17 protein-coding genes are annotated in these 14,718 nt (G+C 65.9%); 7 read left to right on the top strand and 10 right to left on the bottom strand.

Translation table 11 applies throughout. From position 1 onward, the window contains the following. Nucleotides 1-2 precede the first annotated feature (2 nt). Nucleotides 3-821, bottom strand: a complete 819-nt coding sequence (gene proC / locus AC0J42_RS29115; protein WP_416427350.1) for a pyrroline-5-carboxylate reductase — start codon at nt 819-821, stop codon at nt 3-5. 34 nt (nt 822-855) lie between these two features. Further along, on the bottom strand, nt 856-1,545 hold the full coding sequence (locus tag AC0J42_RS29110) for a YggS family pyridoxal phosphate-dependent enzyme (RefSeq protein ID WP_416427349.1): 690 nt from the start codon (nt 1,543-1,545) through the stop codon (nt 856-858). A gap of 66 nt (nt 1,546-1,611) precedes the next feature. On the opposite strand from AC0J42_RS29110, the gene AC0J42_RS29105 reads away from it, so the two are divergent. Then, on the top strand, nt 1,612-2,646 hold the full coding sequence (locus tag AC0J42_RS29105) for a type IV pilus twitching motility protein PilT (RefSeq protein ID WP_416427347.1): 1,035 nt from the start codon (nt 1,612-1,614) through the stop codon (nt 2,644-2,646). Nucleotides 2,647-2,669: 23 nt separating this feature from the next. Further along, nucleotides 2,670-3,800, top strand: a complete 1,131-nt coding sequence (locus AC0J42_RS29100) for a PilT/PilU family type 4a pilus ATPase (protein ID WP_473004768.1) — start codon at nt 2,670-2,672, stop codon at nt 3,798-3,800. 1 nt (nt 3,801) lies between these two features. Here AC0J42_RS29100 and AC0J42_RS29095 read toward each other — a convergent pair whose 3' ends face one another. Next, the gene (locus tag AC0J42_RS29095; protein ID WP_416427345.1) at nt 3,802-4,488 is read right to left on the bottom strand and encodes a C40 family peptidase; all 687 of its coding nucleotides are present in this window, start codon (nt 4,486-4,488) and stop codon (nt 3,802-3,804) included. Nucleotides 4,489-4,737: 249 nt separating this feature from the next. On the opposite strand from AC0J42_RS29095, the gene AC0J42_RS29090 reads away from it, so the two are divergent. Then, nucleotides 4,738-5,157 carry an NINE protein gene (locus AC0J42_RS29090; protein ID WP_416427344.1) on the top strand — a complete coding sequence of 140 codons (420 nt, stop codon included), beginning with the start codon at nt 4,738-4,740 and terminating at the stop codon, nt 5,155-5,157. Nucleotides 5,158-5,208: 51 nt separating this feature from the next. Here AC0J42_RS29090 and AC0J42_RS29085 read toward each other — a convergent pair whose 3' ends face one another. From AC0J42_RS29085 to gshB, 7 genes are all read right to left on the bottom strand, one after another. Continuing rightward, on the bottom strand, nt 5,209-6,480 hold the full coding sequence (locus tag AC0J42_RS29085) for a dihydroorotase (protein WP_473004767.1): 1,272 nt from the start codon (nt 6,478-6,480) through the stop codon (nt 5,209-5,211). Further along, on the bottom strand, nt 6,477-7,481 hold the full coding sequence (locus tag AC0J42_RS29080; protein ID WP_473006913.1) for an aspartate carbamoyltransferase catalytic subunit: 1,005 nt from the start codon (nt 7,479-7,481) through the stop codon (nt 6,477-6,479). The genes AC0J42_RS29085 and AC0J42_RS29080 overlap by 4 nt, the downstream gene beginning before the upstream one ends. Nucleotides 7,482-7,492: 11 nt before the next feature. Next, a complete protein-coding gene (pyrR, locus tag AC0J42_RS29075) occupies nt 7,493-8,005 on the bottom strand; it encodes a bifunctional pyr operon transcriptional regulator/uracil phosphoribosyltransferase PyrR (protein ID WP_473004766.1) in 513 nt (170 codons plus the stop codon). A 54-nt stretch (nt 8,006-8,059) separates the two neighbouring features. After that, the gene (gene ruvX / locus AC0J42_RS29070; RefSeq protein WP_416427340.1) at nt 8,060-8,500 is read right to left on the bottom strand and encodes a Holliday junction resolvase RuvX; all 441 of its coding nucleotides are present in this window, start codon (nt 8,498-8,500) and stop codon (nt 8,060-8,062) included. Next, complete coding sequence (locus AC0J42_RS29065) at nt 8,500-9,069, bottom strand: YqgE/AlgH family protein (protein WP_416427489.1); 570 nt, start codon at nt 9,067-9,069, stop codon at nt 8,500-8,502. The genes ruvX and AC0J42_RS29065 overlap by 1 nt, the downstream gene beginning before the upstream one ends. Nucleotides 9,070-9,134: 65 nt before the next feature. Continuing rightward, the gene (locus AC0J42_RS29060; RefSeq protein WP_416427339.1) at nt 9,135-10,040 is read right to left on the bottom strand and encodes an energy transducer TonB; all 906 of its coding nucleotides are present in this window, start codon (nt 10,038-10,040) and stop codon (nt 9,135-9,137) included. Between the two features lie 111 nt (nt 10,041-10,151). Next, nucleotides 10,152-11,105 carry a glutathione synthase gene (gene gshB, locus AC0J42_RS29055; protein ID WP_416427338.1) on the bottom strand — a complete coding sequence of 318 codons (954 nt, stop codon included), beginning with the start codon at nt 11,103-11,105 and terminating at the stop codon, nt 10,152-10,154. A 186-nt stretch (nt 11,106-11,291) separates the two neighbouring features. Between gshB and pilG the strand changes: the two genes are divergently transcribed. The 4 genes from pilG to AC0J42_RS29035 are packed head-to-tail and all read left to right on the top strand — an operon-like array spanning nt 11,292 to nt 14,701. Then, on the top strand, nt 11,292-11,690 hold the full coding sequence (gene pilG / locus AC0J42_RS29050; protein ID WP_416427337.1) for a twitching motility response regulator PilG: 399 nt from the start codon (nt 11,292-11,294) through the stop codon (nt 11,688-11,690). A gap of 20 nt (nt 11,691-11,710) precedes the next feature. Further along, nucleotides 11,711-12,076: a twitching motility response regulator PilH gene (gene pilH, locus AC0J42_RS29045; protein WP_416427336.1), complete on the top strand. Its 366-nt coding sequence runs from the start codon at nt 11,711-11,713 to the stop codon at nt 12,074-12,076. 9 nt (nt 12,077-12,085) lie between these two features. Further along, nucleotides 12,086-12,619 carry a chemotaxis protein CheW gene (locus tag AC0J42_RS29040; RefSeq protein ID WP_416427335.1) on the top strand — a complete coding sequence of 178 codons (534 nt, stop codon included), beginning with the start codon at nt 12,086-12,088 and terminating at the stop codon, nt 12,617-12,619. A 30-nt stretch (nt 12,620-12,649) separates the two neighbouring features. Continuing rightward, nucleotides 12,650-14,701, top strand: coding sequence for a methyl-accepting chemotaxis protein (locus AC0J42_RS29035; RefSeq protein ID WP_416427334.1), 2,052 nt, complete (start codon nt 12,650-12,652; stop codon nt 14,699-14,701). The last annotated feature ends 17 nt before the right edge of the window (nt 14,702-14,718 follow it).

The raw sequence follows: 14,718 nt of genomic DNA, 5'->3' as shown, positions 1-14,718 counted from the left end.
CCTTACTTGCCCAGTTGTTCGGCCATTTCGGCCGAGCGGTGTGCAGCGGCGCCCAGCGCCTTTTCCACCAGGGCTTCGAAACCACCGGCCTGGAACGATTTGATTGCAGCTTCGGTAGTGCCGGCCGGCGAGGTGACGCGGCGGCGCAGTTCGGCGGCGTCGACGTCGCTGGAAACCGCCATGTGGGCGGCGCCCAGGGCGGTCTGCAGGGTCAGTTTGGCAGCGGTCTCGCGTGGCAGGCCAAGCTTCTCGCCGGCGGCGGTCATGGCTTCGATCAGCAGGAAGAAGTACGCCGGGCCGCTGCCCGAGACGGCGGTGACGGCGTCTAGTTGCTGTTCGTCGTCCAGCCACAGGGCGATGCCCACGGCCGACAGCAGTGCCTCGGCCTGTTGGCGTTGCTGCTCCGTGACCTGTGCGGTGGCGTACAGGCCGCTGACGCCCTGGCGCAGCAGCGCCGGGGTGTTGGGCATGCAACGCACGATGGGCTGCTGGCCCAGCCACTGGGTCATGCTGGCGCAGGTGATGCCGGCGGCGATGGAAACCACCACCTGGTTGGGCGCAAGGCTGGGGCGCAGGGCCTCGCACACGGCCTTCATGGCCTGCGGCTTGACCGCCAGCACCACCACGTCGGCGCCTGCCACGGCTTGGCCGTTGTCGGCGAAGGTTTCGATGCCGTGCTCGGCGCTGATGCGCGCGCGGGTCTCTTCGCCCGGGTCGCTGGCGCGGATCTGCTGTGCTTCCAGGCCTTGGGCGCGCAGGCCGCCGATCAGGCTGGCGGCCATGTTGCCGGCGCCGATAAACGCAATACGAGTCTTGCTCATGTCAGGTCCTTGAGAGGTTGCGGGGGTACCCGCGCTAGGGCTGCTGGCCATAGTCGCGGGCGCCGAACAGGGCAGTGCCGATACGCACCCAGGTGGCGCCTTGTGCAACGGCGGCTTCCAGGTCGTGGCTCATGCCCATGGATAAAGTGTCCAGTGGCAGGTTCAGGCTCGCCTGCAGGCTGCGCACGGTGGCGAAGGCCGCGTCTTGCTCGGCACGGTCCTCGGTAGGTTCGGGAATCGCCATCAGGCCGCGCAGCTTCAGCCGCGGCAGGGCGGCAATGGCCTGGGCCAGCGCCGGCAGGTCCGCAGCGGTGCAGCCGGACTTGCTGGCCTCGCCACTGACGTTGACCTGGATGCAGATGTTCAGCGGTGGCAGGTCGGCCGGGCGTTGCTCGGACAGGCGTTGGGCGATTTTCAGGCGGTCCACGGAATGTACCCAGGCGAAGTGCTCGGCAATGGCACGAGTCTTGTTCGACTGAATGGGGCCGATGAAATGCCAAGTCAAGGGCAGGTCGGTCAATTGCGCCTGTTTGCCCAGGGCTTCCTGCAGGTAATTTTCGCCGAATTCGCTGATTCCGGCGGCGAACGCCTCGCGAACGGCCTCGGCCGGCTTGGTCTTGCTGACCGCCAGCAGGCCGATGCCCGCAGGGTCGCGCTGCACGGCCTGTGCGGCGGCGTCGATTCGGGCGCTTACCCGTAAAACGTTGTCTGCTATCGTGGACATTAATTTGTGCCAGCGGGTCTTGGGGTCCGGGGCATTCTACCTGCTTGTCTGTTTTTGGGGAGTCTCATGGACATTACTGAATTGCTGGCTTTCAGCGCCAAGCAAGGCGCTTCCGACCTGCACCTGTCCGCCGGGCTGCCGCCAATGATCCGGGTCGATGGTGATGTACGCAGAATCAATTTGCCAGCACTGGATCACAAGCAGGTCCACGAGCTGATCTACGACATCATGAACGACAAGCAGCGCAAGGACTTCGAGGAGTACCTGGAGACTGACTTCTCCTTCGAAGTGCCTGGCGTGGCACGCTTCCGGGTCAACGCCTTCAACCAGAACCGCGGCGCTGGCGCAGTGTTCCGTACCATCCCCTCCAAGGTGCTGACCATGGAAGACCTGGGCATGGGCGATGTGTTTCGAAAGATTACCGATGTGCCCCGCGGCCTGGTGCTGGTCACCGGCCCCACCGGTTCGGGCAAGTCCACCACGCTGGCAGCGATGATCGACTACCTGAACAACAACAAACACCACCACATCCTCACCATCGAGGACCCGATCGAATTCGTCCACGAGTCGAAGAAGTGCCTGGTCAACCAGCGCGAGGTGCACCGCGACACCCTGGGCTTCTCCAACGCCCTGCGCTCGGCCCTGCGTGAAGACCCGGACATCATCCTGGTGGGCGAGATGCGCGACCTGGAGACCATCCGCCTGGCGCTGACCGCGGCCGAGACCGGCCACCTGGTGTTCGGCACCCTGCACACCACCTCGGCGGCCAAGACCATCGACCGGGTGGTGGACGTGTTCCCGGCCGAGGAGAAATCCATGGTCCGCTCCATGCTCTCCGAATCGCTGCAGGCGGTGATCTCCCAGACCCTGCTGAAGAAGATCGGCGGTGGCCGGGTGGCGGCGCACGAAATCATGATCGGCACCCCGGCCATCCGCAACCTGATCCGCGAGGACAAGGTGGCGCAGATGTACTCGTCGATCCAGACCGGCGGCGCGCTGGGCATGCAGACCCTCGACATGTGCCTCAAGGACCTGGTGGCCCGGGGGCTGATCGGTCGCGAGGCGGCGCGCGAGAAGGCCAAGTCCCCCGACAATTTCTGACCGCTGGATGCGAGGTGTAGGCCATGGAGTTCGAAAGGCTGTTGAAACTGATGGTCGACAAGGCCGGTTCCGACCTTTTCATCACGCCAGGCCTGCCACCCTCGCTCAAGGTGCACGGCAAGATCATGCCGGTCACCAAGAACGCCATGAGCCCCGAGCAGGTGCGCGAGGCCGTGCTGGGGCTGATGAGCGAGCCCCAGCGGCTGGAGTTCGCCGAGCACCGCGAGTGCAACTTCGCCATCCACGCCCGCGACATCGGCCGCTTCCGCGTCAGCGCGTTCTGCCAGCGCAGCCTGCCGGCCATGGTCATCCGCCGCATCGAAAGCCGCATTCCCACCTTCGATGAGCTGAAACTGCCCGACACCCTCAAGGGCCTGGCCATGCTCAAGCGCGGCCTGGTGCTGGTGGTGGGCGCCACTGGCACCGGCAAGTCCTCGACCCTGGCGGCGATGATCGACCACCGCAGCAAGCACAGCAGCGGCCACATCATCACCATCGAGGACCCCATCGAGTTCCTCCATGAACACCAGAACTGCATCGTCACCCAGCGCGAGGTGGGCATCGACACCGACTCGTTCGAAGTGGCGCTGCGCAACACCCTGCGCCAGGCTCCGGACGTGATCATGATCGGCGAGGTGCGCAGCCGCGAGACCATGGGCCAGGCCCTGAGCTTCGCCGAAACCGGCCACCTGTGCGTGGCCACCCTGCATGCCTCCAACGCCGACCAGGCGCTGGAGCGGGTGATCAGCTTCTTCCCCCAGGACCGCCACACCCAGGTGTGGATGGAGCTGTCGCTGAACCTGCGCGCCATCATCGCCCAGCAACTGGTGCCCACCCCGGATGGAACTAGTCGGCGTGCCGTGGTCGAAATCCTGGTGAATACGCCGCTGATGGCCGACCGCATCCGCCGGGGCGAGGTGCCGGGCCTGAAAACCCTGATGCGCCGCACCAACGACCAGGGCATGCGTACCCTGGACCAGGCGTTGTACGAGTTGTACCGTGAGAAGGCGATCAGCTACGAGGACGCGCTGGCGTATGCCGATTCGGCGAACGACCTGCGGTTGATGATCAAGCTGGAGTCGAGCACGGGCGCAGAGCCCAGGGGGGAGTTGAACCTGGCGCCGGAACGGGGCCCGACGCCAGGGTCACGGTGAATCAGCGCTGGACCACGCGCATGGCCTGGTCCTTTGGCAGGACGCGCTTGGCAACAACGTAGTGTTCCTGCCAGTACGGCTTGTTCAGGGTATCGATGGTCACCGACTTGCCGCGACGCGGCGCGTGGATGAAGCGATCGTTGCCCAGGTAGATGGCCACGTGGTTGACCCGGCGGCTCTTGATGTTGAAGAACAGCAGGTCGCCCGGCTTCAGGTCCTTCTGGTCCACCTTCTGGCCGTGGCCGGCGGCCATGGCGTTGGAAGTGCGCGGCAGGTCCACCGCATGCACGTCGTTGAAGGCGTATTTCACCAGCCCGCTGCAATCGAACCCTTTACTTGGGCTGCTGCCGCCCCAACGATAGGGAGTACCCAGGACGTTCACCGCGCGCGACAGCACTTCGCTGCTCTGCTTGGGCGACATCTGGGCCACGGCCTTGGCCGCCGGGCTGTTGCTGCTGCCGCTGTTGCGGCCGTGGCGGTTGCGCCCCGACTGCTTCTTGCTGCGGCTGGTGGATTTGCTGGCCAGCACCTCGGTACGTTCTACCGGGGTGGATGTATGTTCTGCTGCGCCGGTCTTGGCAGCGTGGCCGGTGAAGCCGGCGGGTAGTCGTTGCTCACGATTGGTGGCGTGGGCGGCCAGTGGCAATAAAAGGCAAATGGTTAGCCATGTCTTCAAAAATGGACGCATTCGGCAAGGCTCTTGTGGGTAAGCGCGCAACTTTATAACAGCTTTTTGATCAGTTTTTAACCCGCTGGTCGGCAGTGATCCTGATCGAAAAGTGATCAATCTACGGCAAATTCCCACAATTTTTGCGTGGAAGTCAGGCGGGGCAAGGGTTTGCTCGACTCGGTGGTCACACAACCACACGTCGGCACGGGACAAAAAAGTCACATAAATGTTTAGAAAATTTAATTATCAGAGGGTACGAAGCCGCTCATGAACAGCTATCAGCAAGACAGCCAGTACCAGGACACCCACAGCGTGGTGCTGGGTTACCTGTTGTGGATTTTCGGTTTTACCGGGTCGCATCGCTTCTATTACGGCAAGCCGATCACCGGCACGTTGTGGTTCTTCACCTTCGGCCTGTTCGGCATTGGCTGGCTGATCGACCTGTTCCTGATACCGGGGATGGACCGCGAGGCGGACATGCGTTTCTTCGCCGGCCCCACCGACTACAGCGTGGCCTGGATCCTGCTGACCTTCCTGGGGGTGTTCGGGGTGCATCGCATGTACCAGGGCAAATGGATCAGTGGCCTGATCTACCTGCTCACGGGCGGGTTCTTCCTGATTGGCGTGCTGTATGACTTCTGGACCTTGAATGACCAGATTTCCCTGAAGAACGCGCAGAACCGGTAAGCAGCGGCGCCTGGGGACGCGGCCTGGCGGCCGCTGCTACAGGGATTTGCGTCAGCCGTTGTGGGCGATATGGCCGTCCACCAGGGTGTAGCGCACCACGCCCGGCAGGGTGTGGCCGATGAACGGGCAGTTGTCGCCCTTGGACAGCCAGCGCTCGCCCGCCACGGTGGAGACGTTGCGGGCGAACAGCACCAGGTCGGCCGGGCCACCCACTTTCAATTCGCCTACCGGCAGGCGCAGGGCCGCGGCCGGGCCGCTGCTCAGGCGTGCCAGCAGGGTGGGCAGGTCCAGCAGGCCATCTTCCACCAGGGTCAGCGCCAGTGGCAGCAGCAGCTCGACGCTGCTGATGCCCGGCTCGGTGGCCCCGAACGGCGCCAGCTTGGCGTCGCGCTCGTGGGGCTGGTGATGGCTGGAAATGGCCTGGATCACGCCGCACTTCACCCCCTCACGCAAGGCGTCGCGATCGGCGCGGGTGCGCAGCGGCGGCTGCACGTGGTACAGGCTGGAGAAGTCGATCAGCGCCTCGTCGGTGAGGATCAACTGGTACAGCGCCACATCCGCCGTCACCGGCAGACCACGGGCCTGGGCCTGGGCAATCAGCTCCACGCCACGGGCGCTGGTCAGCTGGCTGAAGTGCGCGCGCACGCCGCTCTGTTCCACCAGCAGCAGGTCGCGGGCCAGGGCCACGGTCTCGGCGGTTTCCGGAATACCGGCCAGGCCCAGGAAGCTGGCGGTGGGACCTTCGTGGGCCAGGCCACCCTGGGCCAGGTCGCGGTCCTGGGAGTGGAACACCACGGTCAGGTCGAAGGTGGCGGCGTATTCCAGCGCCCGGCACAGGGTGCGGGTGTTCTGGAAGCTTGCCAGGCCGTTGCCGAAGGCCACGCAACCGGCGTCACGCAACGCCACAAGCTCGGCCAGCTGTTCGCCTTCCAGGCCCTTGCTCAGGGCGCCGATGGGGAACACCTTGGTGTGGCCGGCCTCGCGGGCGCGGTCCAGTATCAGCTCGGCCACCGCCGAGGTGTCCAGCACCGGCTTGGTGCGCGGTGGGCAGCACAGGCTGGTGACGCCACCGGCAGCGGCGGCGCGGGTTTCGCTGGCAATGGTGCCCTTGCGGCTGTAGCCCGGCTCGCGCAGGGCCACGCTCAGGTCCACCAGGCCAGGGGCGGCGATCAGGCCGTTGGCCTCCAGGGTCTGGCTGGGCACGAAGCCTGCGGGCGCGGCGCCCATGGCCAGCAGCTTGCCTTCGCTGATGTGCAGGTCGCTGACCTGGTCCAGGCCGGTAGCCGGGTCGATGACGCGAGCGCCGAGGATACTGAGGCTCACTGGGCGTTCTCCTGGTCGAGTTGACGCTGGGCATTCTGGCCACTCATGGCCATGGACAGCACGGCCATGCGCACGGCGATGCCATAGGTGACCTGGTTGAGGATGACCGAGTGGGCGCCGTCGGCCACCGCCGATTCGATCTCCACGCCGCGGTTGATCGGCCCGGGGTGCATCACGATGCAATCGGGCTTGGCGCCGGCCAGGCGCGCGGTGGTCAGGCCGAACAGGCGGTAGAACTCACCCTCGCTGGGCAGCAGGCCGCCGGCCATGCGCTCGCGCTGCAGGCGCAGCATGATCACCACGTCGACGTCCTTGAGGCCCTGCGCCAGGTCGGTGTACACCTTGACGCCGTACTGTTCCACGCCAACCGGCAGCAGGGTCTTGGGCGCCACCACGCGGATGTCCGGGCAGCCCAGGGCCTTGAGCGCGATCATGTTCGAACGCGCTACCCGCGAATGCAGGATATCGCCGACGATCGCCACCGACAGATGCTCGAAGCCGCCTTTGTGCCGGCGGATGGTCAGCATGTCGAGCATGCCCTGGGTAGGGTGCGCGTGGCGGCCGTCGCCGCCGTTGATGATCGCCACCTCCGGGCACACGTGCTCGGCGATGAAGTGCGCGGCGCCGGAATCGGCGTGGCGCACCACGAACATGTCGGCGGCCATGGCCTCCAGGTTGCGCAGGGTGTCGAACAGTGTCTCGCCCTTGCTGGTGGAGGAGGTGGACACGTTCAGGGTAATGACGTCCGCCGACAGCCGCTGGGCCGCCAGCTCGAACGTGGTGCGGGTGCGCGTGGAGTTCTCGAAGAACACGTTGCACACGGTCTTGCCGCGCAGCAGCGGGACCTTCTTGACCGCCCGCGCGCCCACTTCCAGGAACGAATCGGCGGTGTCGAGGATCTCGGTCAGCAACTCGCGGGGCAGGCCGTCGAGCGAAAGGAAATGGCGCAGCTGGCCCTGGTCGTTGAGCTGCAGCGGGCGCTTGGCGTCGATAGGCGTCATCACGGGAACTCTCAAAGGGCGGAGGCGAGGTCCTGGCGCTCGAGGGCGAGCGGGGCGGGCCCGGTCAGTTTGATCCGTTCGTGCGGTGCCAGCGACAGGGTGGCGCCGACGACGTTGGGGCGAATCGGCAGCTCGCCGGCGTCCAGGTCCAGCAGGCTGACCAGGGTCACGCTGGCCGGGCGGCCGTAGTCGAACAGCTCGTTGAGGGCGGCGCGCACGGTGCGGCCGCTCATCAACACGTCATCCACCAGCACCAGGTGCTGGCCTTCGATCTCGAACGGCAGGTCCGAAGGGCGCACTTGCGGGTGCAGGCCGTTCTGGCTGAAGTCGTCGCGGTAGAAGGACACGTCGAGGGTGCCCAGCGGCGCGTCCTTGCCCAGGGCGTGCAGCAGGGCCTGGGCCACCCACACGCCGCCGGTGCGGATGCCGATGAAGCGCGGCTCGGCGATGTTGCGCCGGGCCAGGTGCGCCGTGAGGTCGGCCGCCATCTGGCTGATCAGCTGGGCGGGGTTTGGAAGGCTCATGACTTGCTCCTTGAGAGACCGGGCGGCGCGCGCCCGGCGGTGCAACGGGGATGTTCAGGCACCGAACTGGCCGGCGTGCTCCTCCAGCCAACCCTGCAGCAGCAACGCCGCGGCGATGGCGTCCACCGGGTTGTCGCGGTAGCTGCCTTTCTGGCCACCACGGTCGCGGCGCTGGCCTTTGGCCTCGAAGGTGGTCAGGCGCTCGTCGTGGGTGTGCACCGGTAGGTTGTAGCGGCCGTTGAGGCGGCGGGCGAACTTCTCGGCGCGCTCGCACATCTCGCTGGGGGTGCCGTCCATGTTCAGGGGCAGGCCGACGACAATGGCGTCGGGCTTCCACTCCTTGATCAGGGCTTCCACCTGGTTCCAGTCGGGCACGCCGTTCTGGGCCTTGAGGGTGCACAGCTCGCGGGCCTGGCCGGTGATGACCTGGCCCACGGCGACGCCGATCTGCTTGGTGCCGTAGTCGAAGCCCAGCAATAGACGAACCTGGGCCATCAGGCGTGCCCCGCCTGGTTGGTCAGCAGGCTGAGGTTGACCCCCAGCAGGGCAGCGGCGGCGCTCAGGCGCTGCTCGCTTTCCATGCCGAACAGGATGTCGGCGTCGAACGGGCAGGTCAGCCAGGCGTTCTCGGCCAGTTCGGCTTCAAGCTGCCCGGCTTCCCAGCCGGCGTAGCCGAGGGTGATCAGGCTCTGCTTGGGCCCCAGGCCGTCGGCGATGGCGAACAGCACGTCCTGGGAGGTGGACAGTGAGATGCCGCCCAGGTCCACGGTGGCCTGGTAGGTCGGGCCGCTGGGGTGCAGCACGAAGCCGCGGTCGGTCTGCACCGGGCCGCCGCTGTAGATGGGGATGTGCTGGCAGCTGGCGGGCGGGTCGACGTCCGGGCGCAGTTGCTCGAGGATATCGGCCAGGTTCAGTTCCTGGGGCCGGTTGACCACCAGACCCATGGCGCCATTGGCCGTGTGCTCGACGATGTAGGTCAAGGTCTGCGCAAAGTTCGGGTCCGCCATGTGGGGCATGGCGATCAGGAATTGATGCTTGAGGTAACTCGGATCGACGTTCTTCATGGCCTGTAGTGTGGCGCCGCCCAGGCGGGCTGACAAGCCGACTTTCAAGACTGTTTTCGTGCCAATCAGTTGCTGGAAAGACGATCGCCCTTGGCAAAGCGCCAGGTACGGATGATTTCCAGGCGGTCGACGTCCGACAGGTCGCCGGTGAACGGCGCGAACGGCGCGGCCAGGCGCACGATGCGCTGGGCGGCCTGGTCCAGCAGCGGCTGGCCGGAGGACTCCAGCACCATCACGTCGTACAGCGAGCCGTCGCTGTTGATCGAGACCATCAGCCGCAGGCTGCCGTAGATCTGCTGGCGGCGGGCTTCCTCGGGGTAGTTGAGGTTGCCGATGCGCTCGACCTTCTTGCGCCAGTCGTCCTTGTACCAGGCACCCTTGTCATGCATGGTCGAGGCGGCCGTCAGGCGGTGGATGCGCGGCCGCTTGGCGTACAGCTGCTGCTCGTGGGCCAGCTCGGCCTCCAGGCTGGAGATCTCGCTGGACAGCTTGGTGCTGTCGAAGTCGGGGGTGGCCTTTTGCGGCTGGGCTTCCTGCTTGACTGCGTCGCGACGGGTGTCGACCTTCTGCGGCTTGGGCGCCACGGTGGTCACGGCCTTCTTCACCGGCGCGGTCTCGGGCTTGACCTCGGGCTTGGCCACGGGCGGCGGGGTGACCTTGTTGATGACGTTGTCCTGGAACGGCGCCACCTCGGTGGTCTTGGGCAGTGCCTTCTTGTCCAGGGTGCCGCTGCCTTGCTGGTTGTCCTGGGCCAGGTAGTCGGCCTTCTTCGGCGCCTTGGCGTCCTTGAAGGTGGACAGGGTGATTTCCAGGGTCTGGCGGATTTCCGCAGGCTTGACCATGGTGAAGCTCACACCCAGGATCACCGCCACGTGCAGCAGGGCGGCGACGAACAGGGTGAAGCCGAGCCGGTCCGCCGGGCGCACGGAAGCACGGGAATACTTGGCAGGAAGATCGGTTACGGCAGTCATCGGGTATCCGGCAGTCATGCGGCGCGGGGGTCAGTCCGCCAGCGCACGCCCCACAGCTGAAAAAGGGCGTGCATCATAACGCACTGGGCGGAAAAACCCCCGGCTTGTCGCTCAGCGGGCCTTGAGCTTGCGATCGATGGCGTCCATCAGCTGGCCGCCGATGTTGGTGCCGAACGCAGCGTCGATCTCGCGGATGCAGGTGGGGCTGGTGACGTTGATCTCGGTGAGGTTTTCACCGATCACGTCCAGGCCCACGAACAGCAGGCCCTTGGCGCGCAGGGTAGGGCCGACCTGCTCGGCGATCCAGCGGTCCTTGTCGCTCAGCGGGCGCGCTTCGCCACGGCCACCGGCGGCCAGGTTGCCACGGGTCTCGCCGGCGGCGGGGATGCGCGCCAGGCAGTAGGGCACCGGCTCGCCGTCGATCATCAGGATGCGCTTGTCGCCGTCCTTGATGGCCGGCAGGTAGCGCTGGGCCATGATCTGCTGGGTGCCGTTGGCGGTCAGGGTCTCGAGGATCACCGACAGGTTGGGGTCGCCCGGGCGGTGCCGGAAGATCGAGGTGCCACCCATGCCGTCCAGCGGCTTGAGGATGACGTCGCCGTGCTCGGCGGCGAACTCGCGCAGGATGTCGGCGCGGCGGCTGACCATGGTCGGCGGGGTCAGCTGCGGGAACAGCGTGGCGAACATTTTCTCGTTGCAGTCACGCAGCGATTGCGGCTTGTTCACCACCAGCACGCCGTCGTTCTCGGCCTGTTCCAGCAGGTAGGTGCTGTAGACGAACTCCAGGTCGAAGGGCGGGTCCTTGCGCATCAGGATCACGTCGAGGTCGGCCAGCGGCGCGTCCACTTCGGATTCGAACTCGAACCAGTGCTCGGGGTTGGCGAACACTTTCAGCGGGCGCATGCGCGCGCGGGCCTGGCCCTTGGCCTGGTAGAGGTCCTGGATTTCCATGTGGAACAGGGTCCAGCCGCGCTCCTGGGCAGCCAGCAGCATGGCCAGCGAGCTGTCCTTTTTGTAGGAGATTTCGGCGATGGGGTCCATGACAATGCCGAGGCGTACGCTCATGGGAAGCTCCTTTGGGCGGCTTGGGCCGCCGTGGACAGGTCTTGAAAAGTGGCGTCAGGGTGGCGCCGACGGGCCGCCGGGTCAAGGGGGCGCTTGATGGAATGCACCGAGCGAGTGTGCTAAAAAGGCTTGTTGATGTGGGAGCCGGTTCCCGGCCAGTTTTTCAGCCTTCCAAAGCAGACCCTTATGGAACAGCACCCCGCAGCGCTCAAGGTCATGGTCATCGACGACTCCAAGACGATTCGTCGCACCGCCCAGATGCTGCTCGAAAACGTCGGCTGCGAGGTCATCACGGCCACCGACGGCTTCGATGCATTGGCCAAGATCGCCGACAATCATCCGCGTATCATCTTTGTCGATATCATGATGCCGCGCCTGGACGGTTACCAGACCTGTGCGCTGATCAAGAACAACAGCGCGTTCAAGGCCACCCCGGTGATCATGCTGTCGTCGCGCGACGGCCTGTTCGACAAGGCCCGCGGGCGCATCGTGGGCTCCGACCAGTTCCTGACCAAGCCCTTCAGCAAGGAAGAACTGCTGGGCGCCATCAGGGCGCACGTACCGGGCTTCGCCGCCGCGCACTAATCAATGAAATGGGGAACACCATGGCTCGTATTCTGATCGTCGACGACTCGCCGACCGAAATGTACAAACTGACCAGCATGCTCGAGAAGCACGGTCATGAAGTGCTCAAGGCCGAGAACGGCGCCGATGGCGTGGCCCTGGCCCGCCAGGAAAAGCCCGATGCGGTGCTGATGGACATTGTCATGCCTGGCCTCAACGGCTTCCAGGCCACCCGCCAGCTGCATAAGGACGCCGAAACCGCACACATCAAGGTGATCATCATCACCACCAAGGACCAGGAGACCGACAAGGTCTGGGGCACCCGCCAGGGCGCCAAGGACTACCTGACCAAGCCGGTGGAAGAAGAAACCCTGATCAAGACCCTGAACGCCGTGCTGGCGGGCTGATAGCCGGCCATGGCGCAGACCGCCTTCGAACTGTTGCTGGACATCGACCAGCGCTGCCGGCAGCTGGCGGCGCAGCTGCCGTCCCAGGAAAACCACCTGCAGACCTGGAGCGGCATCGGCTTCCGCCTGGGCAGCCACTGGTACGTGGCGCCCATGGGCGAGGTGGCCGAAGTGCTGCACGAGCCGCGCCTGAGCCGCGTGCCGGGGGTGAAGCCCTGGCTGCTGGGCGTGGCCAACGTGCGCGGGCGGCTGTTGCCGGTGCTGGACCTGAGCGGCCTGCTGGGCCACGAGCCCCTGGCCGTGCACAAGCACCGGCGGGTGCTGGTGATCGACCGTGACGAATGGATTGCCGGGTTGCTGGTGGACGAAGTGGGCGGCCTGCAGCATTTTCCGCTGCACAGCCTCGACCTGTCGGTGGCCGGCGACCTGCCGGCGGGCATGGCGGCCTTCGTGCAGGGCCACTTCCAGCGCGACCAGCTGTGGCACGTGTTCAGCCCGTTCGCGCTGGCCCACCTGCCCGGGTTCATGAACGTGGCTCTTTGATATGCTCCCAGTACAGGCGGGGGCCTGACCATGACCAAGGCAAACACCACTGGCAAACCGGCACAGCGCTCGCGCAGCAGCGCGCAGATCGCGGGGCTGTTCGTCGCCCTGATCGTCTCGATCATGCTGCTGTTCGCCAACTTCGCCTACCTCAACACCCAGTCCAACTACGACAAGCAGTACATCGGCAACGCCGGCGAACTGCGGGTGCTGTCGCAGAACATCGCCAAGAACGCCACCGAAGCCGCGTCCGGCAAGCCCCAGGCGTTCAAGCTGTTGGCCGAGGCGCGCAACGACTTCGATCGCCGCTGGAGCCTGCTCAAGTCCGGCGACACCAGCACCGGCCTGCCGCCGGCGCCGGCCGCCGTGCACCAGGACATGCGCCTGGTGCAGCGCGACTGGGAAAACCTGCGCAAGAACACCGACGCCATCCTCGCCAGCGAGCAGACGGTGCTGTCGCTGCACCAGGTGGCCGCCACCCTCGGTGAGACGGTGCCGCAGTTGCAGGTGGAATACGAAAAGGTGGTGGAAATCCTCCTGCAGCGCGGCGCTCCCGCCAGCCAGGTGGCCGTGGCCCAGCGCCAGTCGCTGCTGGCCGAGCGTATCCTGGGCTCGGTGAACACCGTGCTCTCGGGTGACGAGACGGCAGCGGCGGCTGCCGAGTCCTTCGGCCGCGACGCCAACCGCTTCGGCCAGGTGCTGCGCGGCATGCTCGATGGCGACCCGAGCATCCAGATCAGCCAGGTGCAGGACCGCGACGCCCGCGCGCGGCTGAAGGAAATTGCCGAGCTGTTCGAATTCGTCTCAGGCTCCGTGGACGAAATCCTCGAGACCTCGCCGCAGCTGTTCCAGGTGCGCGAGGCCTCCACCACCATTTTCGGCCTGTCCCAGACCCTGCTGGACGAAGCCTCGCACCTGGCCATCAGCTTCGAGAACCTGGCCGGCAGCCGCACCCTGGATACCGTCGGCGGCTACGTGCTGGGCCTGCTGGCCCTGGGCTCGATCATCCTCATCGGCCTGGTGATGGTGCGCGAGACCAACCGCCAGCTGCGCGAAACCGCGCTGAAGAACGAACGCAACCAGGCGGCGATCATGCGCCTGCTGGACGAGATCGAGGACCTGGCCGACGGCGACCTGACCGTGACCGCCTCGGTGACCGAGGATTTCACCGGCACCATCGCCGACTCCATCAATTATTCCATCGACCAGCTGCGCGACCTGGTGGCCACCATCAACCTCACCGCCGAGGAAGTCGCCGCCGCCGTGCAGGACACCCAGGCCAGTGCCCGCCAGCTGGCGCGCGCCTCGGAGATGCAGGCGCAACAGATCAGCGAGGCGTCCATGGCCATCAGCGACATGGCCGAGTCTATCGACCGGGTGTCCACCAACGCCTGGGAGTCGGCCAAGGTGGCCGAGCGCTCGGTGACCATCGCCAGCAAGGGCAGCGAAGTGGTGCACAACACCATCCGCGGCATGGACAACATTCGCGAGCAGATCCAGGACACGTCCAAGCGTATCAAGCGCCTGGGCGAGTCCTCCCAGGAAATCGGTGACATTGTCAGCCTGATCGACGACATCGCCGACCAGACCAACATCCTCGCCCTGAACGCCGCCATCCAGGCGTCCATGGCCGGCGAGGCCGGGCGCGGCTTTGCCGTGGTGGCGGACGAGGTGCAGCGCCTGGCCGAGCGCTCATCGTCGGCCACCCGCCAGATCGAGATGCTGGTGCGCGCCATCCAGGCCGACACCAACGAAGCCGTCATCTCCATGGAGCAGACTACCTTCGAGGTGGTGCGCGGTGCGCGCCTGGCCCACGACGCCGGGGTGGCGCTGGAGGAGATCGAAGGCGTGTCCGAGGACCTGGCGGCGTTGATCCAGACCATTTCCGCCGCCGCGCAGCAGCAGACCAGCTCGGCCGGGCAGATTTCCCATACCATGTCGGTAATCCAGCAGATCACCGAGCAGACCTCGTCCGGCACCACCACCACCGCCGAGAGCATCGGCAACCTGGCCCACATGGCCAGCGAGATGCGCCGCTCGGTGTCGGGTTTTACCTTGCCCAAGGCCAGGGAGCCGGGCTGAGTTGAGGCACCACCAGG

Source organism: Pseudomonas sp. Tav-5-1A (assembly GCF_055755055.1).
Note: the sequence above shows the minus strand (reverse complement) of the source record. Positions and strands in the feature narration are given on the sequence as shown.

Coding starts and splice junctions, on each gene's coding strand:
- proC (WP_416427350.1), bottom strand. CDS start 821: ATGAGCAAGACTCGTATTGCGTTTATCGGCGCCGGCAACATGGCCGCC.
- AC0J42_RS29110 (WP_416427349.1), bottom strand. CDS start 1,545: ATGTCCACGATAGCAGACAACGTTTTACGGGTAAGCGCCCGAATCGAC.
- AC0J42_RS29105 (WP_416427347.1), top strand. CDS start 1,612: ATGGACATTACTGAATTGCTGGCTTTCAGCGCCAAGCAAGGCGCTTCC.
- AC0J42_RS29100 (WP_473004768.1), top strand. CDS start 2,670: ATGGAGTTCGAAAGGCTGTTGAAACTGATGGTCGACAAGGCCGGTTCC.
- AC0J42_RS29095 (WP_416427345.1), bottom strand. CDS start 4,488: ATGCGTCCATTTTTGAAGACATGGCTAACCATTTGCCTTTTATTGCCA.
- AC0J42_RS29090 (WP_416427344.1), top strand. CDS start 4,738: ATGAACAGCTATCAGCAAGACAGCCAGTACCAGGACACCCACAGCGTG.
- AC0J42_RS29080 (WP_473006913.1), bottom strand. CDS start 7,481: ATGACGCCTATCGACGCCAAGCGCCCGCTGCAGCTCAACGACCAGGGC.
- pyrR (WP_473004766.1), bottom strand. CDS start 8,005: ATGAGCCTTCCAAACCCCGCCCAGCTGATCAGCCAGATGGCGGCCGAC.
- ruvX (WP_416427340.1), bottom strand. CDS start 8,500: ATGGCCCAGGTTCGTCTATTGCTGGGCTTCGACTACGGCACCAAGCAG.
- AC0J42_RS29065 (WP_416427489.1), bottom strand. CDS start 9,069: ATGAAGAACGTCGATCCGAGTTACCTCAAGCATCAATTCCTGATCGCC.
- AC0J42_RS29060 (WP_416427339.1), bottom strand. CDS start 10,040: ATGACTGCCGTAACCGATCTTCCTGCCAAGTATTCCCGTGCTTCCGTG.
- gshB (WP_416427338.1), bottom strand. CDS start 11,105: ATGAGCGTACGCCTCGGCATTGTCATGGACCCCATCGCCGAAATCTCC.
- pilG (WP_416427337.1), top strand. CDS start 11,292: ATGGAACAGCACCCCGCAGCGCTCAAGGTCATGGTCATCGACGACTCC.
- pilH (WP_416427336.1), top strand. CDS start 11,711: ATGGCTCGTATTCTGATCGTCGACGACTCGCCGACCGAAATGTACAAA.
- AC0J42_RS29040 (WP_416427335.1), top strand. CDS start 12,086: ATGGCGCAGACCGCCTTCGAACTGTTGCTGGACATCGACCAGCGCTGC.
- AC0J42_RS29035 (WP_416427334.1), top strand. CDS start 12,650: ATGACCAAGGCAAACACCACTGGCAAACCGGCACAGCGCTCGCGCAGC.